Source organism: Janthinobacterium darwini, from assembly GCF_051380905.1.
Classification (GTDB): domain Bacteria; phylum Pseudomonadota; class Gammaproteobacteria; order Burkholderiales; family Burkholderiaceae_D; genus Janthinobacterium.
The window spans coordinates 2,720,690-2,740,785 of the sequence record NZ_JBNYXX010000001.1 but is presented as its reverse complement, the minus strand read 5'-3'; the positions used below and the strand labels follow the sequence as shown (position 1 = coordinate 2,740,785).

The 20,096-nt window shown below is 65.2% G+C and carries 21 protein-coding genes; 11 read left to right on the top strand and 10 right to left on the bottom strand.

The genetic code is table 11. The features are described from left to right. Positions 1-99: 99 nt before the first annotated feature. On the bottom strand, positions 100-1,314 hold the full coding sequence (locus ACQ4WZ_RS12595) for an acyl-CoA dehydrogenase family protein (RefSeq protein ID WP_436573563.1): 1,215 nt from the start codon (positions 1,312-1,314) through the stop codon (positions 100-102). A 253-nt stretch (positions 1,315-1,567) separates the two neighbouring features. On the opposite strand from ACQ4WZ_RS12595, the gene ssuE reads away from it, so the two are divergent. The 5 genes from ssuE to ACQ4WZ_RS12570 are packed head-to-tail and all read left to right on the top strand — an operon-like array spanning position 1,568 to position 6,072. Further along, a complete protein-coding gene (gene ssuE, locus ACQ4WZ_RS12590) occupies positions 1,568-2,203 on the top strand; it encodes an NADPH-dependent FMN reductase (RefSeq protein ID WP_436573562.1) in 636 nt (211 codons plus the stop codon). 24 nt (positions 2,204-2,227) lie between these two features. Further along, complete coding sequence (locus ACQ4WZ_RS12585) at positions 2,228-3,226, top strand: sulfonate ABC transporter substrate-binding protein (RefSeq protein ID WP_436573561.1); 999 nt, start codon at positions 2,228-2,230, stop codon at positions 3,224-3,226. 15 nt (positions 3,227-3,241) lie between these two features. Then, complete coding sequence (gene ssuD / locus ACQ4WZ_RS12580; RefSeq protein ID WP_101480656.1) at positions 3,242-4,402, top strand: FMNH2-dependent alkanesulfonate monooxygenase; 1,161 nt, start codon at positions 3,242-3,244, stop codon at positions 4,400-4,402. A gap of 1 nt (position 4,403) precedes the next feature. Further along, the gene (gene ssuC, locus ACQ4WZ_RS12575) at positions 4,404-5,204 is read left to right on the top strand and encodes an aliphatic sulfonate ABC transporter permease SsuC (RefSeq protein ID WP_101480657.1); all 801 of its coding nucleotides are present in this window, start codon (positions 4,404-4,406) and stop codon (positions 5,202-5,204) included. Positions 5,205-5,229: 25 nt separating this feature from the next. Then, positions 5,230-6,072 carry an ATP-binding cassette domain-containing protein gene (locus ACQ4WZ_RS12570; RefSeq protein WP_436573560.1) on the top strand — a complete coding sequence of 281 codons (843 nt, stop codon included), beginning with the start codon at positions 5,230-5,232 and terminating at the stop codon, positions 6,070-6,072. Here ACQ4WZ_RS12570 and ACQ4WZ_RS12565 read toward each other — a convergent pair. Together ACQ4WZ_RS12565 and ACQ4WZ_RS12560 are read right to left on the bottom strand one after the other, a co-directional pair. Then, a complete protein-coding gene (locus tag ACQ4WZ_RS12565; RefSeq protein WP_436573559.1) occupies positions 6,017-6,739 on the bottom strand; it encodes an HAD-IA family hydrolase in 723 nt (240 codons plus the stop codon). The genes ACQ4WZ_RS12570 and ACQ4WZ_RS12565 overlap by 56 nt on opposite strands. A 55-nt stretch (positions 6,740-6,794) precedes the next feature. Beyond that, positions 6,795-7,250 (bottom strand): META domain-containing protein, encoded by a 456-nt coding sequence (locus ACQ4WZ_RS12560; RefSeq protein WP_436573558.1) that lies wholly within the window; start codon positions 7,248-7,250, stop codon positions 6,795-6,797. 149 nt (positions 7,251-7,399) lie between these two features. Here ACQ4WZ_RS12560 and ACQ4WZ_RS12555 point away from each other — a divergent pair, with 149 nt between their 5' ends. From ACQ4WZ_RS12555 to ACQ4WZ_RS12535, 5 genes are all read left to right on the top strand, one after another. After that, on the top strand, positions 7,400-8,362 hold the full coding sequence (locus ACQ4WZ_RS12555; protein ID WP_436573557.1) for a hypothetical protein: 963 nt from the start codon (positions 7,400-7,402) through the stop codon (positions 8,360-8,362). Continuing rightward, positions 8,359-9,834, top strand: a complete 1,476-nt coding sequence (gene pdxR / locus ACQ4WZ_RS12550; RefSeq protein ID WP_436573556.1) for a MocR-like pyridoxine biosynthesis transcription factor PdxR — start codon at positions 8,359-8,361, stop codon at positions 9,832-9,834. Before ACQ4WZ_RS12555 ends, pdxR begins: the two co-directional genes overlap by 4 nt. A gap of 147 nt (positions 9,835-9,981) precedes the next feature. Next, positions 9,982-11,166, top strand: a complete 1,185-nt coding sequence (locus tag ACQ4WZ_RS12545) for a benzoate/H(+) symporter BenE family transporter (RefSeq protein ID WP_436573555.1) — start codon at positions 9,982-9,984, stop codon at positions 11,164-11,166. Between the two features lie 99 nt (positions 11,167-11,265). After that, positions 11,266-12,009, top strand: a complete 744-nt coding sequence (locus ACQ4WZ_RS12540) for a CPBP family glutamic-type intramembrane protease (protein ID WP_133992396.1) — start codon at positions 11,266-11,268, stop codon at positions 12,007-12,009. Between the two features lie 34 nt (positions 12,010-12,043). Then, a complete protein-coding gene (locus ACQ4WZ_RS12535; protein WP_436573554.1) occupies positions 12,044-12,586 on the top strand; it encodes a gamma carbonic anhydrase family protein in 543 nt (180 codons plus the stop codon). Here ACQ4WZ_RS12535 and ACQ4WZ_RS12530 read toward each other — a convergent pair. The 7 genes from ACQ4WZ_RS12530 to ACQ4WZ_RS12500 form a co-directional block, all read right to left on the bottom strand. Beyond that, the gene (locus ACQ4WZ_RS12530) at positions 12,559-13,500 is read right to left on the bottom strand and encodes an acyl-CoA desaturase (protein ID WP_436573553.1); all 942 of its coding nucleotides are present in this window, start codon (positions 13,498-13,500) and stop codon (positions 12,559-12,561) included. The two genes, ACQ4WZ_RS12535 and ACQ4WZ_RS12530, sit on opposite strands and share 28 nt — an antisense overlap. Further along, a complete protein-coding gene (locus ACQ4WZ_RS12525; protein WP_101480667.1) occupies positions 13,500-13,817 on the bottom strand; it encodes a DUF3144 domain-containing protein in 318 nt (105 codons plus the stop codon). Before ACQ4WZ_RS12525 ends, ACQ4WZ_RS12530 begins: the two co-directional genes overlap by 1 nt. A 67-nt stretch (positions 13,818-13,884) precedes the next feature. Continuing rightward, positions 13,885-14,379, bottom strand: a complete 495-nt coding sequence (locus tag ACQ4WZ_RS12520; protein ID WP_436573888.1) for a gluconokinase — start codon at positions 14,377-14,379, stop codon at positions 13,885-13,887. Positions 14,380-14,387: 8 nt separating this feature from the next. Beyond that, entirely contained in the window at positions 14,388-14,891 is a 504-nt protein-coding gene (yfiB, locus tag ACQ4WZ_RS12515) for an outer membrane lipoprotein YfiB (RefSeq protein ID WP_101480668.1), read from the bottom strand. 16 nt (positions 14,892-14,907) lie between these two features. Beyond that, positions 14,908-16,179, bottom strand: coding sequence for a diguanylate cyclase DgcN/YfiN (gene dgcN / locus ACQ4WZ_RS12510; RefSeq protein WP_436573552.1), 1,272 nt, complete (start codon positions 16,177-16,179; stop codon positions 14,908-14,910). Further along, positions 16,176-16,754 (bottom strand): regulatory sequestration protein YfiR, encoded by a 579-nt coding sequence (yfiR, locus tag ACQ4WZ_RS12505; RefSeq protein WP_436573551.1) that lies wholly within the window; start codon positions 16,752-16,754, stop codon positions 16,176-16,178. Before yfiR ends, dgcN begins: the two co-directional genes overlap by 4 nt. Positions 16,755-16,949: 195 nt before the next feature. Further along, positions 16,950-18,602 carry a Na+/H+ antiporter gene (locus ACQ4WZ_RS12500; RefSeq protein WP_101480670.1) on the bottom strand — a complete coding sequence of 551 codons (1,653 nt, stop codon included), beginning with the start codon at positions 18,600-18,602 and terminating at the stop codon, positions 16,950-16,952. Between the two features lie 189 nt (positions 18,603-18,791). Here ACQ4WZ_RS12500 and ACQ4WZ_RS12495 point away from each other — a divergent pair, with 189 nt between their 5' ends. Next, a complete protein-coding gene (locus ACQ4WZ_RS12495) occupies positions 18,792-20,090 on the top strand; it encodes a cytochrome c (protein WP_436573550.1) in 1,299 nt (432 codons plus the stop codon). Positions 20,091-20,096: the final 6 nt, after the last annotated feature.

Genomic DNA, 20,096 nt, shown 5'->3' with positions numbered 1-20,096 from the left:
CTGCTTAGTGAAGAACTGGGGTCAGACCCGCCGGGTCTGACCCCGGAAGTCCGCTAAATAGCCTGCGGCGCAAATGTATCGATGTGCCCAGGCCCGTTTTTACGAATACGCGGTCGGCTCGGGCACCGTGCCATTCAAGGCAAAGCGTCCCAGGTCGCGCAGCTTGTAGTCGATGGGGTCGTGCAGGGTATGCACGCGCACGTTGCGCCAGTAGCGGTCGAAGCCATACTGGGCCGAGGTGGATCGGGCGCCCGTCAGTTCGAACATCTGGCTGCTGATCTCCAGCCCCGCCTTGTGCGCCAGGCACTTGGCTTCGGCCACGGAGACGGCCAGCAAGCCCCGTTCGTGCGCCGTGACCAGCGGTCCCCTGCGGAACACGGTTTCCAGTGCCTGCGCCGCCGCGTCGGCCAGCACTTGCGCGGGGCGCAGCAGCAGCCACAGCTGGCCGTAGCGGTGCTGCACCAGCGGGTCGTCCGTCGCCTGCGCCACGCCCGAGGCAAACCAGGCTTTCGCCTGCTCGCCCGTGTAGCGGCGCGCCGCCTCGAACGCGCCTTCGGCGATGCCCAGGTATAAATTTGCCATGATCAGTTGTGCGATCTGCGAGCGCACGGTGGCTTGCGGCGTGGCGGCCTGCGCGGGCGCCTGCAGCACCAGTTCCTGCGGCAGGGCTACCGCCTTGAAATGCACATTGCCGCTGTCCGTCTGGCGCTGGCCGAAGGCATCCCAGTCCGCCTGCACGGTCACGCCATCCTGGCGCGTGGGCAGGGCGGCGATCAGCGCCGTTTGCGTGGGGGCGTGCCAGGCCGAGACGGTCAGCCAGTCGGAACCGACGGAGCCGGAAGAAAAGCTCTTGATGCCATCGAGGATGAATCCGTCGTCACTGTCGGTTGCCGTGACCCGTTTGTCGAGGGGATTCAGGGCATTGCCCCAGAACAGGCGCTCGTTGACGGTCAAGGCAAGCAGGCGGCGCTGCTGCTGCGCGCTGCCATACAGCTGCAGGCCCGCCAGCTGCAAATGGTGGAAGCCAAAGACATGCGCCAGGGCGCTGTCGGCGCGCGCCAGGATGCGGATCACCTGGTACACGAGGGGCCACGACGCGCCCTGGCCGCCGAATTCCACGGGAATCGACAAGGTCAGCAAGCCTGATTCGCGCAGCCATTCGCGCTCCTGCGCGGCATGTCCGCCGGCCTGGTCGCGGGCATTGGCCGTTTCGGCCAGGCGCGCGGCCAGCGCGGCGGCGACGCTGATGGCGTCCTGCAGCGGTTCCGCTGCGGGGGCGGCGGGACGGGTGGCATGGAGAAAAGCGCTAGGCATGGGGCAGATTCCAGAAAGACGATGACGCCGATATTGCACCGCCAGGCGCGCGCCGTACACGAAGAAAACCGCGCATGGATATGCGAAAAAAGCCGCGCGGGGAGCGGTGCCTTCGCTTGCGGGGCGTCAGGCCCGGATAGTCAAAAAACGCATATCGAAGCGCGAAAGCATTCGTTTTACCAGGCTGCTGATGGCGATAGGCTGCAAGCATCCGAGCAAATCCACTTCGATAACCTACAGGGACGGGCATCACATGAGCATCTTGTTATTGGGCGGTAGCCCGCAACTCCCATCGAGTTCCAGTCGCCTCCTGCTGCATATCGGAGAGCAACTGGCGCTGCAGGGCCACAGCTACGCCGAGCTGCATGTGCGCGACCTGCCGGCGCGTGCCCTGCTGCAGGCCGACTACGACGATGTGACGATTGCCCACGCCGTGCGCGCCGTGGCCGATGCCGACGCCATCGTGATCGCGACGCCCATCTACAAGGCGTCCTATACGGGGCTGCTGAAAGCCTTCCTCGACCTGTTACCGCAAGATGGCCTGGCCGGCAAGCTGGTGCTGCCGCTAGCCACGGGCGGCGGCCATGCCCATACCCTGGCGCTGGACTATGCGCTGCGGCCCGTGCTGCATGCGCTGGGCGCCAAGCAGGTCTTCACCAGCATCTATGCCAATGCACAGCAACTGGAGTGGCACGAAGGGCGGGGCCTGAGCCTGGATGCGCCGATTGCCGCACGCGTGCAGGCCGGCATCGAGGAACTCTCCACCGGCCTGTTCGTGCTGCAGGGGCAGCGCCCGCCAGCACCAGCGCCTGCCGCGGCGGCGGATGCTTCCGTGCCAGGGCGCTCGCTGCGAGACCAGCCTTACGCTGCCCACTATCAAGCCGCCTGATTATTCACCGACCAAGGAAGCTCCATGACACACCGCCACGTACAACGACTCTCGCGCCGTACCACTCTGGGCTTGCTGTTTGCAGCCGCCGCCGGCGTGATGGCGGCCGGCATGCCGGCCGCGGCGCTCGCGCAGGCCAAGGGGGAGGTCCGCATCGGTTATCAGAAATATGGCACCCTGACGCTGCTGAAAGGGCGCGGCACGCTGGAAAAACGCCTGGCCGAACAGGGCGTGGGCGTGAAATGGACGGAGTTCCCGGCCGGGCCCGTGCTGCTCGAAGGCTTGAATGTGGGCAGCATCGATTTCGGCACCGTGGGCGAAGCGCCGCCGATTTTTGCGCAGGCGGCCGGCGCCAACCTGGTGTATGTCGGCAATGAGCCGGCGTCGCCGGCCAGCGAAGCCATCGTCGTGCCCAAGGGCTCCGGCCTGCGCACCCTGGCCGACTTGAAGGGCAAGAAAATCGCCCTGAACAAGGGCTCCAACGTGCACTACCTGTTATTGAAAGCGCTGGAAAAGGCCGGTGTCGCGTACGCCGAGATCCAGCCCGTGTTCCTGCCGCCGGCCGATGCACGCGCCGCCTTTGAGCGGGGTAGCGTGGATGCCTGGGCTATCTGGGATCCGTTCCTGGCGGCCGCCGAAAAGCAGTTGGGCGCCCGCGTGCTGGCCGACGGCAAGGGCCTGGTGGCGAACTACCAGTTTTACCTGGCCTCGCGCACGTATGCGGAAAAAAATCCCGAGATCCTGCGCATCGTGCTCGATGAAGTGGCCAAGGTCGATGACTGGGGCCGAAAGCACCCGGACGAAGTGGCGACGATCCTCGCCGCGCAGACGGGCTTGAGCACGGAAGTGGTGGCGCTGGCCGCCTCGCGCTATGCCTACGGCGTCAAACCCGTCTCGGTCGATGTCATCGCGTCGCAGCAAAGGGTGGCGGATGCATTTTCCAGCCTGAAGTTGATTCCAAAGCCCATCGTTGTCAAGGATGCGCTGCTGCCGGCGCGCCAGCTGGCCACCAGTAGCAAATAATAAAGAGAGAACACCATGTCATTGAATATATTCTGGTTCATCCCCACCCACGGCGACAGCCGCTACCTGGGCACGTCGCAGGGCGCGCGGCCCGTCGATGCCGATTATTTGCGCCAGGTGGCCGTAGCCGCCGATACGCTGGGCTACGACGGCGTGCTGCTGCCCACGGGCCGCTCTTGCGAAGATGCGTGGGTGGTGGCGTCATCGCTAATCAGCGTGACGCAGAAACTCAAATTTTTAGTAGCCGTGCGGCCAGGCCTGTCCACGCCGGGCCTGGCCGTGCGCATGGCATCCACGTTTGACCGGCTGTCGAACGGGCGCCTCCTGATCAATGTCGTCACCGGGGGCGATCAGGGCGAACTGGAAGCGGATGGCCTGTTTGCTGACCATGCCAAGCGTTACGAGATCTCCGATGAATTCATCAAGGTCTGGCGTGCGACGCTGGCGGGCGAGGGCGGCGCGGCCGGCTATGATTTCGAGGGCAAGCATATCCAGGTCAAGGGCGCGAAAACCCTGTACCCGCCCGTGCAGAAACCATACCCACCGCTGTACTTCGGCGGCTCGTCGGAGCCGGCGCATGAACTGGCGGCCGAGCAGATGGACGTGTACCTGACCTGGGGCGAACCACCCGCCGCCGTGGCGGAAAAGATCGCCGACATCCGCTCGCGTGCGGCAAAAAAAGGCCGCACAGTCCGGTTTGGCATCCGATTGCACGTGATCGTGCGCGAGACCAACGAGGCGGCATGGCGCGCGGCCGATGAACTGATCAGCCACCTGGACGACGACATCATCGCCAAAGCGCAGGCGGCCTTCGGCAAGATGGATTCCGTGGGCCAGCAGCGCATGGCGGCCTTGCACGGCGGGCGGCGCGACAAGCTCGAAGTGTCGCCCAACCTGTGGGCCGGCGTGGGCCTGGTACGCGGCGGTGCGGGCACGGCCCTGGTGGGCGATGCGCCCACAGTGGTGGCGCGCATGCAGGAATACGCTGACCTGGGCATCGATACCTTCATTTTCTCGGGCTACCCGCACCTGGAAGAGTCGTACCGTTTCGCCGAACTGGTGTTCCCACTGCTGGGCAAGGGCAAGGCCTTGGGTGAGCAGTCCTTGAGCGGCCCTTTCGGCGAAGTCATGGCCAGCAATATCGTGCCGGCCGCGCCGCAGAAAAAGGCGGCCTGAGATGGGCGCCGGCCCCACTTTCTCCACCAAGCATCTGCGCGGCACTCTCTGGCGTCATGCGCTGGCGCCGTGGGCCTTACCCGTGGCGCTGCTGCTGGCCTGGCAACTGGCGGCGCAGTGGGGCTGGCTGTCGAGCCGCATCCTGCCCGAGCCGTGGGCCGTGGCAAAAGCTTTCTGGCAGCTGGCCGTGTCGGGCGAATTGTGGCTGCACCTGAAAACGAGCTTGTGGCGTGCCACTGTCGGCTTCGTCATCGGCGCGGGACTGGGTCTGCTGCTGGGACTCTTGACGGGCAGCTTCCGCCATGCGGAAACCCTGCTCGACACGACATTGCAAATGGTGCGCAACATCCCGGCCCTGGCCCTGATCCCGCTGGTGATACTGTGGTTCGGCATCGACGAGACGGCCAAGCTGTTTCTGCTGGCCGTCGGCGTCTTCTTTCCCGTCTACCTGAACACCTTCCACGGCATCCGCTCGGCCGACCAGGGTTTGATCGAAATGGCTAAAAGCTATGGCCTGTCCGGCTGGCCGCTATACCGCGACGTGATCCTGCCTGCCGCCATGCCTTCCATTCTGGTCGGCGTACGCTTTTCGCTGGGACTCGTGTGGGTGCTGCTGATCGTCGCCGAAACCATCTCGGCGCAGGCGGGCATCGGCTACATGACCATGAATGCGCGCGAATTCCTGCAAACGGACGTGGTGCTGGTGGGGATACTGCTGTACGCCTTGCTGGGCAAGCTGGCCGATTTGTTTTCGCGGGGGCTGGAGCGCCACTGCCTGCGCTGGAATCCCGCCTACCGATAGTGACGAAATGAGGAAAGATAAAACCATGCTGCTCGCCCCCATCCAGATTGAAACGGATTTTTTGTCGCACTTCGTCCAATACGACCCGGCCGGCGCGCCGCCGCAAGCGAAGGTCGCCCCGCAGGTCCCTTTGGCGCGCCGTGGTGTGCCGCTGGCATTGACGCAATTGAGCAAGGCCTATGGCGAACGCCCCGTCCTGAACAATGTCGACCTGCAGCTGGAAGCGGGCGAGTTCGTCGCCATCGTGGGGCGCAGCGGATGCGGCAAGAGTACTTTGCTGCGCTCGATCGCGGGGCTGGAAAGCATCGATGAAGGCAAGATTGCCATCGGCAGCGGCGTGGGCGCGCCCGATATCCGCATCATGTTCCAGGAATCGCGTTTGCTGCCGTGGAAGACGGTGCTAGCCAACGTTGCTCTGGGCTTGCCCCGCGCCGTCGGCGCGGCGGCCGCCTCGCTGTGGACGGTGGGTCTGGCCGAGCGGGCCGACGACTGGCCGGCTTCCCTGTCGGGTGGCCAGAAGCAGCGCGTGGCGCTGGCGCGCGCCCTCGTGCACGAGCCGCAATTGCTGCTGCTCGACGAGCCATTGGGTGCGCTCGACGCCCTCACGCGCATCGAGATGCAGCAACTGATCGAGTCGCTCTGGCTGGCGCGCGGTTTCACGGCCGTGCTGGTGACGCACGACGTGGCCGAAGCAGTTGCCCTGGCCGACCGGGTGCTGCTGATCGAGGATGGGCGGATCACCCTGGACATGCAGGTGGACTTGCCGCGCCCCCGCCAGCGCGGCCATGCGGCTTTCGCCGCACTGGAGCAGGCTATCTTGTCGCGGGTGCTGCAACCGCAGGGTCAGATAGCTGCGCCAGCACGATGAAACCGTCGCCATCGACCGTCGCCATGATGCCCTCGTAGCTGTCGATGGTGGGGTGGCGCGTGGCCAGTGGGTGTGCGTGCGTGGCGGTGACGACGATGATTTTCGCACCAGCGGCTTCGCCCGCCTCGATGCCGACGGACGCGTCTTCAAACACCAGGCAATCAACAGGCGCCACGCCCAGTTTTTCCGCCGCCAGCAGGTAGCAATCGGGTTTCGGCTTGCCCGCCTTGACGTCTTCCGCCGTCACCATGATGGCGGGAATGGGCATGCCGGCCGCCTTCAGGCGGGCCGTCGCCAGCGCGCGCGGCGCCGAGGTGACGATGGCCCATTGCGCCGGCGGCAGCGACTGCAGGAAGCGCAGCGCGCCCGCAATTTCAATAATTCCTTCCACATCGATGATTTCCGCATCCGTGATGCCCTGCGACTCGCGCTGCGCGTCGACGCCGGGCAAGGCCAGCTTGGCGATGGTGTCTACCGAGCGGGCGCCGTGGATGGTGGGCAAAAAGGCCGCCACGTCGAGGCCCTTGCGCTGCGCCCAGGTGCCCCAGATGCGTTCGGCGGCGGCGATGGAATTGATGACGGTGCCGTCCATGTCAAAGAGAAAAGCCCGGTAGCGGCCGGCGGCCGATGGTGTCGGGGATGAAGACGGCGAGGGCAGTGCGGACATGGCTTCCTTCCGGATGATGGGCTGGAAGCCATTGTAACGGCAGTCGATTTTTATTTCACAGGTAGACCGATTCAAAGCGGGCCACGGGTGCGCCATCCTTGAGCAGGATCAGGTATTCGCCATCGAAGCGGTAGCCCGTCACGCTGTTCAAATTGGCCAGCACGGCGCTTTCCAGCTGCATCAGTGGAGGCGGGCATGCCATGCGCGTGCCTGCTAGCTGCGTGAAGCGCAGGGCCGTGCCAGCCACCGTGTAGCCACCCATGACCTGGTTGCAGCCCGTAAAACCATGGACCTTGCCATCGTCGGTGAGGGTGATGCGCACTTCGCGCTCCTGCTCCGGCGCCATCGTGACTGGGGCACCATCGAGTTCTGTCAGCTTCCAGTAGGTATTTGTCAGGCTGTAACTGGGCGTCAGGCCGGCGTCCGGCTTGGCGCTGTCTGACGTGGTGGTGCAACCGCCGGCCATGGCGATGGCGGCGGCGAGTGGCAGGTATTTCAGGCTATGCAGCATGGGACGCTCCTGTGAGAGGGAAAATGCGTGCAGACTAGCAGATTTTTCGCGCCACCCAGCGTACGGCAGCAGCGATTGTTTTCATTTTGCCAGCCTTGGCATTACACTCATGCTTTCTGCTGTTTTCACTTTATCGGGGAGCCGGGCCGATGCTGCATGCACAAGCGCTGGATAATCGACTGGTCGCCACCACCGGCGACGACGTGCTGGTCGACCGCATCGTGCCCGGCGCCCCGCTGGTAATCGCTTTTGGCTTCGTCGCGTGGACCACGCGCCCCGCCTTTGATTTTTACGGGCGGTTGAGAAAACTGGAACAGGTCAGCGGCCAGCCGCTGAACAAAATCCTGGTGCGCGACTCCGGCAACGCCTGGTATCACCGCCAGATCGCGGGCCTGGGTAATCACGTGGATGAAACGGCGCAAGCCCTTCGGGAGCTGGTGCGCAGCATTGCGCCCGCTAGCATCACCACCATCGGCCAGTCCATGGGCGCGTATGCGGCCGTCATGTTTGGCTTGCTGATTGAGGCGCAGCAGATCGTCGCCTTTGGGCCATTGTCCTTCCTCGATGTGCAGCAGGCACGCCTGTACCACGAGCTGCGCTGGCTGCCCGTGATGGAGTCGCTGGCGCAAGACCCGCCACCCTCGGGCTATTACGACCTGGCGGCCCTGTGCCGCGCCAGGGCGTCGGAGCGAACGCATCTGCACCTGGTGTTCGGCACGCGGCCAGACGCGGTCCGGCCGGACGTGGCCAGCGCGGGAGGCAGTGCCAGCGCCAGCGAATCGGTGAACCTCGACGCCATGCATGCGCAGCGCCTGGCCGCCTTCGGCCGCTGCACCCTGCACCCGTTTCCCCATTCGGGGCACGCGGTGGTGCAGCACCTGATCGACACCAAGCGCCTCAACGGCTTGCTGGCAGCATGCATACTCGGTCTCACTTTGGCGCCCGAGCCCATGCCGGAGATCGGCGCCGCGTGGCAGGACTGGGTAGCGGAAAATCTGCGTTTGGGCTGCACCGGCGAACAGCTGGTGGCGGTACTGCAGCAGCATGGCTTTTCGCCGGCCAGCAGCACGGCCGCCGTGGATGCTGCCCGCGCCGCGCGGAAGGCGCCATGACGGCGCAGTTCGAACTCGACACCCTGAAGATCCGCATCGCCGCTCCTGAACTGGCGGCGCTCGACCTGCGCGTGCGCGTGCAGCGCGCGCTGCGCCAGCTGATACTCGATGGCGTGCTGGCGCCTGGCCTGCGCCTGCCGGCCACGCGCGCGCTGGCGCAATCGCTGGGCGTGTCGCGCGACACGGTGGAAATGGCGTACGCGCAGCTGCGACTGGACGGGTATATCCAGCGGCAGGCCGGATCGGGCAGTTTCGTGTCGCAGTCGATAGGCGCCAGCTTGCTGGGCACGTGCCAGAGCGCGCCGTTGCTTCACTTGCCGGCGCAGCCGGTGGCGCTCAGCGCCAGGGGCGCGCACATCCTCGCCAGCGGCGGCGTTGTCGACCAGCAGAGCGTGAAGGCGTTTGCCACGGGCTTGCCGGAAACGCGGGCCTTCCCCCACGACGTGTGGGAGCGCTTGCGGCGCCAGGCGGCCAGTAGCGAACACCATGTGCTGCTGCACGGCGACCCGCAAGGCGCCGCACCGCTGCGGCAAGCGATCGCCGACTATGTCAACCTGGAGCGGGGCGCGCGGGCCACGGCCAGCCAGGTGCTTGTGCTAAGCAGCACGCGCCAGGCCCTGTACCTGTGTGCGCAGGTGCTGGCCGATGCGCATGGCCCGATATTGATGGAAGATCCCGGCTATTTCGGCGCGCGCAAGGCGTTCGAGATGGCGCAGTTGCGGGTGCTGCCCGTGCCCGTCGATGCGCATGGACTGTCCATCGAACACCTGCGGGCGGACCGCAGCAGGGCCAATACGATCTACGTCACGCCGTCGCACCAGTACCCGACGGGCGTCACCCTGACGCTCGAGCGCCGCCTGGCGCTGAACGCCTGGGCTGCCGAGCGGCAGGGCTGGATCATCGAGGACGATTACGACAGCCAGTTTCACTACGCCGGCTTGCCGACGGCTTGCGTGCAGGGGCTAGATACGCAGCAGCGCACGATTTACCTGGGCACCTTCGCCAAGTCGCTGTATCCGGGCTTGCGCATCGGCTACATGGTGCTGCCGCCCGCCCTCGTCAAGCCGATGACGCATGCGCGCAGCATCCTCGACGGCCACACGCCGCAACTGGATCAACTGACACTGGCTCGTTTCATCGCCGACGGCCATTTCGCGGCCCATGTGCGCGCCATGCGGAAGGTCTATGCCGTGCGCCGCGACGCGATGGCGCAGGCCGTGCGCCGGCACTTGCCGCAGGTGGTCACGGCGCAGCTGCCGCCGGGCGGCTTGCAACTGCCGTGTCTGCTGCACGAGGGCAGGGATGAGCTGGAAACGATACGGCTGGCGGCGCAGGCGGGCATCGTGCTGCCGGGCTTGAGCCGGCTGTATGCGACGCCGCCGGAGCGGGGCGGCTGGCTGCTGGGCTTTGCCGCGTTGACCCCGCACGAGATCGATAGCGGCATCGTCCGTCTGGCGCGCGCTCTCGGATAAACACGCTAAAGTGGTCTGCTGTTGTCGGATGAATTGGCCTGCTTTGGCAGTCCATGCGGCCATTAAGATGCTCCCTTTTAATGGCGGGGCATATACATGACGACAAGCGCAACCACAACAAGCACAACAAGCACAACAACCGCCGCCATGGCCAGCCGGCTGCGATGGCGCGATCTTGCTTCTCCCACGTTGGCGGCCTGCATTTCCGTCCTCGTCAACTATGGCGGAACCTTCGTGCTGGTATTCCAGGCGGCCCAGTTGGCCCAGCTGAGCGCGGCACAGACGGCGTCCTGGGTCTGGTCGCTGAGCATCGGCGTGGGTGTGACGGGCATCTGGCTCAGCTACCGCTACCGCGCGCCTGTCATCACGGCCTGGTCCACGCCTGGCGTGGCCTTCCTGGCCACCGTCATGCCGCACACGCCGTACGCGGAAGTGATCGGCGCGTACATGGTGTCCGCGCTCGCCTTCATTGTGCTGGGCATGTCCGGCGCCTTCGAGCGCCTGGTGCGCCTGATTCCTGGCGGCATCGCTGCCGGCTTGCTGGCCGGAATCTTGCTGCAATTTGGCGTGAATGCCTTCGGTGGCGCCAGCGCCGACCCGCTGCTGGTCGTGGTGCTGCTGCTGCCGTATGCCGTGCTGCGCCGTTTCACGGCCCGCTTTGCCGTGGTGGGCATCATGCTGATCGGCCTGGGCCTGTTGCTGGCGCAGGGACGCATCGATGCGCAAGGCATCGAACTGGCCCTGGCGGCGCCCGTGTTCGAGATGCCGCGCTTTTCCGTGGCGTCGCTCTTGGGCGTGGCGCTGCCCCTGTTCCTGATCACCCTGACGGGGCAATACATGCCCGGCATGCTGGTGCTGCGCAATGACGGTTACGGCGTCAGCGCCAATCCAATTCTCACGGTGACGGGCCTCGGTTCGCTGCTGATGGCGCCGTTTGGCGCGCATGCCTTCAACGTGGCCGCCATCACGGCTGCCATTTGCACGGGCAAGGATGCGCATGCGGACCCGTCGAAGCGCTATGTCGCCGGGCTCGCTTGCGGCGTGCTGTACATCCTGGTGGGCGTCTTCGGCGTCACCCTGGCCAGCCTGTTCATGGTCTTGCCGCGCCCCTTCATCACGGCGCTGGCTGGCCTGGCCCTGCTGGGCGCCATCGGCAACAGCCTGGCGCAGGCGATGGCGGACGTGCGCATGCGCGAAACGGCGCTGATCACTTTCCTGGCGACGGCCGCGAACGTGACCCTGCTGGGCGTGGGCGGCGCCCTGTGGGGCCTGGCGGCCGGACTGGCGGCGCATGGGCTGATGCATGGCTGGCGCAAGCCCGTGGCGGCTTGATTGGGACGCATGGGCGATTTTTTGCCCGTTTTCCTTGCCGCCGCATACAATTGCTGCCGCCCGTGCCCGTTGGCACCATGTGACTGAACGATCTGAACGATGCCCGAGCTGACTTCCCTGGCGCAGTACCTGCTGGCGATCACGCCTGCCTTCCTCGTCTGCGCCGCCTTGCTGCTGGTGTTGCCACGGACTGTGCCAGGCTCGGTGCCACTGCTGCGCGTGCTCGTGCACATTGTCTTTTTCGTGCTGGCACGCGATGCGATGACCACGCACGGTTACTGGCAGGTGGCGGCCGGCGGCTTGCGCTTCACGGCGCCGCCGCTGGTCTTGCTGGCGCTGGGCGCCGTGTCACTGGGGCTGGTGGCAAGTACTTGCTGGCTGGAAAGCGAGGCGCGCCGCCAGATCCGCTGGTTCGGCCTGCGGCCGGCCCTGTCCCTGCTGCTGGGCGTGGCGGGCGCCGCCCTGATCATCGCGCTGGCGACGGGCTTGAAAGCCCTGTTCGGCCTGCCATCCCTGGCGCCCGTCGCGCCATCCATGCTGCCCTTGCTGCTGGGCTTTGCGCTGGCGGCCAACTGTTACGAGGAATTGCTGTTCCGCGGCTTGCTGCAGCAGCAATTGCTCGCCTGGCTGCCGGCCTGGCGCGCGGCGCTGGTGTCGGGCTTGCTGTTTGGCCTGTGCCACGCCTTCCTTGCCACCACCGTGACGCAGGTGGGGGCGCCCATCGTCGTATTTACCGTGATCGAAGGCGTGGTGGCTGGGCTGGTATATTGCCGTGCCGGCTTGCTGGGCGCGTCCCTGGCGCATGGCCTTGCCATTTTTGCACTGGCCGCCGGCTGGGTGTGATGCCTGTTGTTTAATTTGATGAAGAGAGAGAGCGATGCCTGTCAGTTCCTACCTGAATACCCGCCCCGTGCTGGGCGAAAGAATCTACCTGCATGACACGGCGCAAGTGATTGGCGATGTGCAGATCGGCGACGACTGTTCCATCTGGTGCAACAGCGTGCTGCGCGGCGACGTGAATCGCATCGTCATCGGCGAGGGCAGCAATATCCAGGACTTTTCCATGGGTCATGTGTCGCACAAGAATGCGGCCAAACCCGACGGTTCTCCCTTGACCATCGGCAAGTACGTGACCATCGGCCACTCCGTGATCTTGCATGGCTGCACCATCGGCGACGAATGCCTGATCGGCATGGGCAGCATCGTCATGGATGACGTGGTGGTGGAAAAACACGTCATGCTGGGCGCGGGTAGTCTGGTGTCGCCAGGCAAGGTCCTGGAAAGCGGGCATCTGTACGTGGGTCGCCCCGCCGCCAAGGTGCGCCCCTTAAGCGCAGCGGAGATTGCCTACCTGCGCTATTCGGCCGAGCACTATGTGCGCGTAAAGAACAATTACCTGGCCGGTGAGGGCGGGGCCTGATAGTCCGCGTGGCCAAGGCGGCGCAATTCCGGCCGCGGCGCCAGGTCTTGCGGTAGGCGCAGGGCGGACACGAGGCCCAGGCGCCGCAAGAGCAGCAACATCCACCAGCCCGGATCCCATTCGCCCGGCAGCAGGCCCAGCCTGGCCGAGCCCGGATAGGCGTGATGGTTGTTGTGCCAGCATTCTCCCATGGTCAGCAGCGAGACCAGGCGGATATTTCTTCCTTGCACGGCGGCGCCATCGACATGAAAATGCATTTGCCCATGGTTGTGGGCAAAGTAGCCGATCAGCCAGTGGCCCAGCACGCCGGCGCTGACTCGGGCGCAGACACCCCAGCAGACCAGGCCCCAGCCGCCCCAGGCGAAGAAGAGCAGGGCCCACGGCAGTTGCTGCAACATCCATGTTGCTTCCAGAAAACGATAAAAGCGGTCGTGCGCGATGCGCGGCTCGATAGCGATGTGCGGCGGATGGACAAGCTGCAAGCTGCAGTGGAGTTGCCACCAGGCATCGCGCCAGAAGCCGGCGCCGTGGCGCAGGTAAGGGTGGCAGTCGGGCAGGCGCTGGGCATAGTCGCGCAGCTCGTGCTGGCGCAGCAGGCCCAGCGGGCCGCTGAGTCCCACCAGCACGCCCAGGTACACGAGCAGGTATTCCAGCCAGCGGGGGCAGCGGTAGCTGTCGTGGATCAGTTTGCGATGGCTGCCCAGGGAATGGCCGAAGAGCAGGACGATGGCCGTGCTGCTCACAAACAGCAGCAGGCCCGTCCAGCTGAAGAAGAACAGGGCGCCATTCACGGCGCCGGCCAGCATGGCCGTCAGCCACAGCGATTGCACTGGTGCATGGCGCACCGTGCCGTCAAGCACGCTGTCGGCGTGGGTGGCGCGAGCGCGGTGGCTGTCCAGGCTGGCCGTAGGCATCAGCCTTTGGGGGCAGACGACGGTTGCGTGTACTTGTCGAAGTTGGTGATGTAGTCGTTGAAGTTGTCGGTCAGCATGCGTTTGTACTGTTCCGTGAAGAAGGCCACGGCGCCTTCCTTCTCTTCCTGCATCTTCGCCACGTCCTTGCTCTTGCTGGCGACGAGGAAGGCATTGAAGCGGGCGGCCGCGTACAGCAGCGAGGTGGCCACTTCATTGCCGCCGCTGTGCATGCATTGTTCGTTGGCCAGGGCGATGACCTGGTCGGCGCGTTCCCAGAATTCCGGGCCCGGTGCTGGTTTTGTCGTTGGTGTGGTCATAAACATCCTTCATGAAAGTGCGCGCCAGTCTACACAGGGGGCCGCAGGCTGTCCAGCCGCGCGTCTGTCAGGGCGCTTGCAGGATCTGTGCGACCAGCACGGCCAGAGGCTGGCGGATATCGAGCACGATGCCGGCTTCGTCCTGCTGTAGTGGCTGCAGGGTGGCCAGCTGGCTGGCGAGCAGGCTGGATGGCATGAAATGGCCAGGACGCTGCATGCGGCGCTCCAGTACCTCGCGCGGACCGTCCAGGTGGGCAAAGCGCAGGGCCGGGTCGCCCTCGCGCAGCACGTCGCGGTAGGCGCGTTTCAGGGCCGAGCAGGATACCACCAGGCCACTGCCTTGCGCGCGGGCCATGGCGATCCGCTCGCTCAGGGCGGCCAGCCAGCCGGCCCGGTCGGCATCATCGAGCGCGATGCCGGCCGCCATCTTGGCCACGTTTTCCGGGGAATGCACGTCGTCGCCCTCCACGTAGGGCAGGTGCAAGGCTTCGGCCAGCAGGCTGCCGACGGCGCTCTTGCCGCAGCCGGATACGCCCATCACGACCCAGCGCACGGCGGGCACGCCCACGTTCAAGGCGCCGAGACGATGACGGTGACGCGGCGGTTTTCCGCCTTGCCCGTCTTGCTGGCGTTGGAGGCCACAGGTTTGCTCATGCCCAGGCCCTTGACGGTGATGTTGTCGCGCGGAATGCCCGATGCGCTCATGGCGTCGGCCACCACGTTGGCGCGCGCCAGCGACAGCCTGTTGTTGTACGCTTCCGTGCCTTCGTTATCCGTATGGCCTTCCACGCGCATGTGGGTGATGCCCACTTTCAGCAGGGCGGCGCTGATTTTCTGGATGGCGTTGCGGCTCGGCGGCGTCAGCTTGGCGGCGTCGAATTCGAACAGCAGCTTGTCGGTAAAGCTCAGTTCCCAGCCTTCGTCCGTCTGGTTGAAGCCCTGTTCCTTCAAGGTGGCGACTTGCTCGCCACTGAACAGCGGTTTGGCCTCTGGCGTACTCTGGCAGGCGGCCAGCAGGCCCAGCATGAACAGGCCGAGGAAGCCGCGGCATAATTGCTTGTAGATAAAGTGCATGGTGTTGCTCCTTGGTTCAGGGGTGAGTGTGGGGTTGGGGCAGGCGCGCCACCTGGCGCGTGCCGCGCTGCGCCTGCTTGGCGCGGTACATGGCTTCGTCCGCTGCACCGACCAGCGAGGCGGCGTCGATGGCGTGATCGGGGAAGACGGCCACGCCGATGGTCAGCGAGCTGACGATGCTGTTGCCAGTGGGTAGTTCAATGGCTTGCGCCATGGCGGCGATGATGTTGTCGGCGATGTGCATGGCGTCGCTACTGTTGCGCAGCGGCTTGAGCAAAATGGCGAATTCGTCGCCGCCCAGGCGCGCCACCAGGTCGCCTTCGCGCAATTGCTGCTTGATGCGCGCAGCGATCGTCACCAGCACGCGGTCGCCCGAGGCATGGCCGAAGGTATCGTTGATGTACTTGAAACGGTCGCTGTCAAGGAACAGCACGGCCACCTTGCCGTTGCCGATGCGCGCTTCGAGGATGGCCCGTTCCAGTTCCGCTTCCATGAAGGCGCGGTTCGACAAGCCCGTCAGGCTGTCGTGGTTGGCGCGGTGCGACAGCGAGGCGTGTTCCTTTTGCAGATGGCTTTGCCACTCCTCCAGTTCGTCGAGCAGGGCGTTGAAGTCGTCATTGATCTGGTTCAGTTCGGCGATGTTGGCGGGCGGCACGCGCAATTCGAACGAGCGGTCGCGCCGCACGCGGTGGGCCGTTTCCGCCAGATGGCGCAGGGGCGACGTGATCTCGGCTTCCATGCGGCGCGACAGGCGCACGGCGACGACCAGGCTTAGCACGAGACAAGCGAGCAAACAGGATAGGCCGCTCAGCAGGAAGGGCAGCAGGCTGCGGCTGTGCGGCACCAGCTTGATGTTGCCGATGGCCTGGTCATTGCGCATGATGGGAAACGTCAGCGAATCGGGCAGTATCCAGCCCGTCAGCGCGCGTTCGATGTAGTAGCGCGTGCCATGCTGGCCCCGTTCCCAGCGGGCCAGCACCTTGCCCGTCTTGTCGCTCACTTGCGCCTGGTCGACATCTTCATTGATGCCGATCAAGGCCAGCGCTTCCTTGGCGGCCATGGAGTCGCCAAAGACGACGGCCCCTTCCACCGTGTAGCTCATCGAGCGGGCCACCAGGCGCAGGTTCTGGTCCGAATACACGCGCAGGGCCAGCAGCGCCACGGCCGTCAGGGTCAGGCCGGCCGCCAGCACGGCGATCAGCGACACGCTCAGGTGGGCGCGCCGCAGCACGCTGTCGAGCGTGGGGCGGGGCTTGCGCGCCAACCGGGAAGGCATGCTGGCGCTCATGGCGGCGGTGCCTTGCGACGTGCAATTTGCAAGGCGTTCGGATGCACGCGCAGGCCGCTGCGGGCGATGGCGTCGAGGTTGACGTCAAAACCGATCTGCGCCTCGTTTAGGCGCAGGCAGAACATGGTGCCCACGGTACAGGACGTGCCGGGTTCGGCGACCGATAAAATTGGCTTGCCGATGATCTGCGCCAGCAGATGCTCGCGTTCGCCCTCGGGCAGGCTGCCCAGGTAGACGACGTCGCATTCGTTGACAGCGGCTGCCGCCGCCGGGATTTTCACGCGGATGCGCTGGCCCAGGCTGGAGGCGGGCGTGTCGACAATGGCCGCGCCATAGCGGGGCGCGCCTAACATGCAGACGCGCACTTCCGGGCGCGCCACGGGCCAGCGCACATAACTGATGATGCCAAACAGGACCTGGGCCACCTCGGCCGGCCGCTTGGCTTCGGCAGTCGCGCCCGTTTGCGCCCGCGCCACGCACGGCGCCAGCACAATGCAGGCGAGCAGCGAAGCCAGCAGCACGGCGAGCAGGGCGGGCGGCGCGGAGCGCTGCCGATGGAGAGCGAAAGTGGGCACGGCGTCGGGTGTCTTTATGCAGGTCGGGTGGTTACTCAAATTGCTACTCAGCAACACACACTCTACGGAAGTCCATGCTGAAAGTAAATCACGGCACTAGGCCATAAACCTTGCATTATAAACACGAATGTTAAAACTTGCATTCCTTGCCATGAAAATTACTTATTAACACTGTCTTTGCGCGCCAGAGTGTTGCTATTCTTCCAGTGTTGCTTCCAGCAAGTCGATTTCGCGCAGCAGGCGCAAATGGATGGTATCGTCCAGTTCGCCCGAGATGCGGCGGCGGAACAGTTCGTCCCGCTCCGCATTCAGCGCTTCCAGGCGCAGCGCGCGTTCAGCCTTGGCCAGCTCTTGCAGCCGCATCGCCTCGTCGTTGCTGCTTTCGCCGTATGCCAGGCGGCGCCGGTAGGCTTCGATCAGGCGGTTGGCCGCCTCGGTGACGACTTGCTGCTTGTCATTCTTGTCGATGCCTTCGCACACTTTTTCCAGCCGCGCAATAGCCGCTTCGGCGGCAGCGGCGCGGGCATTGCGCTCTTCCGTCGAGCGGCGCGCGGGCGGCGCGAACACCAGGCCCTTGGTCAGCAGGGGCAAGGTGACGCTGGCCAGCAACAGCGACAGCAGAATCACCCCCATGGCCAGGAAGATGACGAGGTCGCGCGCGGGGAAACGATTTCCATCAGGCAAGAACAAAGGCAGGGTCAAAATGCCGGCCAGGGTCAGCGCGCCGCGCACGCCCGCAAACGAGGCAACCAGCAGCAGGCGCAGGCTGGGACGGGCCAGCAGCGCCGCTTCCTTCGATTCGCCCGGCATTTTCTTGTGGTGCTTGAACAAGGTCAGTTTCATGGAAATGAAGACCCAGATGAAGCGCATGAAGGTCAGCCCCACCGTGATGGCGATGACGAACAGGGGCAGTTTCCAGGCGCTGCCGGCGCCCACTTCCATGGACGCGGCGGGCAAGCCGGCCACGGTGGTGGGCAGCTGCGCGCCCAGCATGACGAAGATCACGCCATTCAAGACCAGTTGCACGGTATCCCACACGGCCTTGCGCTGGGTGCGCGTGGCGGCCAGCGGGCGGCCGATCAGGTCGGCGTAATGCATGGACACGCCCGCCGTGGCGGCCGCCAGGATGCCTGAGCCGTGGATTTGCTCGGCGCCCAGGTAGGCGGCGAACGGGATCAGGATGCTGATGAGGATTTGCAGGCCCGGCTCTTCGCCGACCTTGCTCACCAGCCATTTATTCGCCAGGCCCACGCCCCAGGAGATGGCCAGGCCGATGACGATGCCGCCGCCCGCTTCCTGCAGGAAACTCAGCGAGGCGGCGCCGATGGAAAAGCCGCCCGTCATCATGGCGCCCACGGCAAACGTGAAGCAGACCAGGCCCGAGGCGTCGTTCAGCAGGGATTCGCCTTCCAGGATGTGCATCAGGCGCGGCGGGATGGGATTGCCGGCCGCGATCGCCGACACGGCCACGGGGTCCGTCGGCGACAGGATGGCGCCCAGCGCGAAGGCGACGGCCAGCGGCACGCTGGGGATCAGCCAGTCGATGAAAAAGCCCATGCCCAGCACGGTAAACAGCACCAGGCCGATGGCCAGCATCAGGATCGAGCGCGCATCGGAAAAGAAGGCGCCCTTGGGAATGCGCCAGCCATCGAGAAACAGCAGCGGCGGAATGAAGAGCAGGAAGAAAATATCGGGATCGAGCGGCACTTGCACGCCAAACAGGGCCAATCCCGTGCCGCCGGCGATCTGGATCAGTGGCAACGGCAGTTTGACCCAGCGCGAGCGGGCGATGAAGCCGCACAGGACGACGCTCAGGACAAGGATGAGGATGATGGTAACGGTATGCATGAAGGAGCGGCGGCGTGCTGAAACGCTGATTATAAGGTGCAGCCCGCCCGCAGCGTTGCCTGCGTGTCATTGCGTACATACAACAAGTCACAATCGCGGTAAGATTGTCCCTATCATTGTCAACATTTGCCCTGTTGCTGCCGTCCGTGCGCGGCAGGCGCGTGCTCAGCCTTTTATCGGACTCCTGTTTTGCTCAAAAAGATTTTCACCGGCCTGCTGCTATTGCTGGCGCTGCTCATCGTGGCCGCCCTGGCTGCCTACTTGTATTACTGGCGCCCCGCGCTGGCGCCCGTCAATCCGCCTGCCGCCACGGCATTTTCCCCGCAAGTGGTGGAAAAGGGCCGCGTCCTGGCTGGCATGGGCAATTGCGCGGCCTGCCATACGGCCAAGGGCGGTGCCGATTATGCGGGTGGCCACGGCCTGGCCACGCCGTTCGGCACGATCTACGCGACGAATATCACGCCGGACACGCAAACGGGCATCGGCCGCTGGTCGCTGGCCGCCTTCCAGCGGGCCATGCGCGAAGGCGTGGGCCGCGATGGCGCCCATTTGTTTCCCGTCTTTCCGTACACCCACTTCAACCTCGTCTCGGACGCCGACCTGACGGCCTTGTACGCGTATTTCATGACGCGCCCGCCCGTGTATGCGGTGGCGCCCCCGAACAGCGTGCCTTTTCCTTTGAACCTGCGCCCCTTGCAGGCGGGCTGGAAGTTGCTGTTCTTTAAGCCGGCCAGCTATCAGCTTGATGCCGCGCAAGGACTGGACTGGAACCGGGGCCGCTATCTGGCCGAAGGCCTGGCCCATTGCGCGGCCTGCCACACGCCGCGCAATGCGCTGGGCGCCGAGCTTGCCGGGTCGTCGTATCTGGGTGCGTCCATCGATCACTGGTATGCACCGGCCCTGACCAGCGCCAATACGGCACCATTGCCGTGGACGCAGGATGAGCTGTATGCCTTCCTGCGCACGGGAGCGACGGCTCTGCACGGCGTGGCGGCCGGGCCCATGTCGGACGTCGTGCACGAAGGCATGGGCGCCTCGCCCGATAGCGATATCCGCGCGCTGTCCATGTATTTTGCCGGTGTTTCCGGTGCTGCCGGGCGCAAGGTGGATGTGGATGCAGTGATAAAGACCGGCATCGCCCGTTCGCAGCGCGTCAGCCTGGTCGACAACGACCGTGGCGCCAGCCTGTACGTGGCCGCCTGCGCCTCGTGCCACTCGAACAGCGACGGCCAGCCTGTGGCATTGCGTCCGGAACTAAGCCTGAACAGCGCCGTCAGCGCGCCTGATCCCGCCAACCTGATCCAGGTCATCCTGCACGGTTTGTCCAGGGATGAGGCCATGCCCGGCGTGCTGATGCCCGGCTTTGCCGCCTCGCTGACGGACAACGACGTGGCCCAGCTGGCCGCCTATCTGCGCCGCAGTCGCAGCCACCAGCCGGCCTGGACCAATCTGGAAGCGGTGGTGGCACGCACGCGCGCCGGCAAGTAATTCTTG

Coding starts and splice junctions, on each gene's coding strand:
- ACQ4WZ_RS12560 (WP_436573558.1), bottom strand. CDS start 7,250: ATGCTGCATAGCCTGAAATACCTGCCACTCGCCGCCGCCATCGCCATG.
- pdxR (WP_436573556.1), top strand. CDS start 8,359: ATGACGGCGCAGTTCGAACTCGACACCCTGAAGATCCGCATCGCCGCT.
- ssuD (WP_101480656.1), top strand. CDS start 3,242: ATGTCATTGAATATATTCTGGTTCATCCCCACCCACGGCGACAGCCGC.
- ACQ4WZ_RS12525 (WP_101480667.1), bottom strand. CDS start 13,817: ATGACCACACCAACGACAAAACCAGCACCGGGCCCGGAATTCTGGGAA.
- ACQ4WZ_RS12530 (WP_436573553.1), bottom strand. CDS start 13,500: ATGCCTACGGCCAGCCTGGACAGCCACCGCGCTCGCGCCACCCACGCC.
- ACQ4WZ_RS12500 (WP_101480670.1), bottom strand. CDS start 18,602: ATGCATACCGTTACCATCATCCTCATCCTTGTCCTGAGCGTCGTCCTG.
- yfiB (WP_101480668.1), bottom strand. CDS start 14,891: ATGCACTTTATCTACAAGCAATTATGCCGCGGCTTCCTCGGCCTGTTC.
- ACQ4WZ_RS12540 (WP_133992396.1), top strand. CDS start 11,266: ATGCCCGAGCTGACTTCCCTGGCGCAGTACCTGCTGGCGATCACGCCT.
- dgcN (WP_436573552.1), bottom strand. CDS start 16,179: ATGAGCGCCAGCATGCCTTCCCGGTTGGCGCGCAAGCCCCGCCCCACG.
- ACQ4WZ_RS12570 (WP_436573560.1), top strand. CDS start 5,230: ATGCTGCTCGCCCCCATCCAGATTGAAACGGATTTTTTGTCGCACTTC.
- ACQ4WZ_RS12535 (WP_436573554.1), top strand. CDS start 12,044: ATGCCTGTCAGTTCCTACCTGAATACCCGCCCCGTGCTGGGCGAAAGA.
- ACQ4WZ_RS12595 (WP_436573563.1), bottom strand. CDS start 1,314: ATGCCTAGCGCTTTTCTCCATGCCACCCGTCCCGCCGCCCCCGCAGCG.
- ssuC (WP_101480657.1), top strand. CDS start 4,404: ATGGGCGCCGGCCCCACTTTCTCCACCAAGCATCTGCGCGGCACTCTC.
- ACQ4WZ_RS12585 (WP_436573561.1), top strand. CDS start 2,228: ATGACACACCGCCACGTACAACGACTCTCGCGCCGTACCACTCTGGGC.
- ACQ4WZ_RS12565 (WP_436573559.1), bottom strand. CDS start 6,739: ATGTCCGCACTGCCCTCGCCGTCTTCATCCCCGACACCATCGGCCGCC.
- ssuE (WP_436573562.1), top strand. CDS start 1,568: ATGAGCATCTTGTTATTGGGCGGTAGCCCGCAACTCCCATCGAGTTCC.
- ACQ4WZ_RS12555 (WP_436573557.1), top strand. CDS start 7,400: ATGCTGCATGCACAAGCGCTGGATAATCGACTGGTCGCCACCACCGGC.
- ACQ4WZ_RS12545 (WP_436573555.1), top strand. CDS start 9,982: ATGGCCAGCCGGCTGCGATGGCGCGATCTTGCTTCTCCCACGTTGGCG.